This window comes from Saccharothrix obliqua, assembly GCF_019375475.1.
GTDB classification, from domain to species: domain Bacteria; phylum Actinomycetota; class Actinomycetes; order Mycobacteriales; family Pseudonocardiaceae; genus Actinosynnema; species Actinosynnema obliqua.
In genome coordinates, this window is sequence record NZ_JAHXGQ010000040.1 from 1 (window position 1) to 502 (window position 502).

Sequence of the window (502 nt, forward strand, 5' to 3'; positions counted from 1 at the left end):
CGAGAGGACCGTGGGCAGGCTGACGGCTGGGTCGGTGTCGTGGTCGAGCATCTCCAGGCCCAGTTCGCGCAGCTCGGCGGCGACCTCGGCCAGCGGCACGGCGGTGCGGGCCTCGGCGGCGCGCGCGGTGATCGCGAGGGCCAGTGGGTAGCCGCCGCACAGCCCGATCAGCTCGTTCACCGCCCCGGGTTCGGCGGCGACGCGGTCCCGGCCCAGGCGGGCGACCAACAACGCGCGGGCCTCGTCGCGGGACAAGACGTCCAGGTGCAGGTGACGCGCGCCGTACCGGTCGATCAGGGAGGCGAGCCGGTGGCGGGCGGTGACCAGCACGGTGCAGGTCGGCGAGCCCGGCAGCAGCGGCACGACCTGCTCGACGGTGGCGGCGTTGTCCAGCACCACCAGCATCCGCCGCCCCGCCACCAGGCTCCGGTACAACGCGGCCTGCCCGTCGAGGTCGGTCGGGATGCGGTCGGGTGCGACGCCGAGGGCGTCGAGGAACCCC

The 502-nt window shown here is 75.3% G+C and carries 1 pseudogene; it reads right to left on the reverse strand.

What is annotated here, in order from left to right:
- Window positions 1-502, reverse strand: a pseudogene (locus KZQ38_RS35715) (NB-ARC domain-containing protein); the annotation flags it as partial.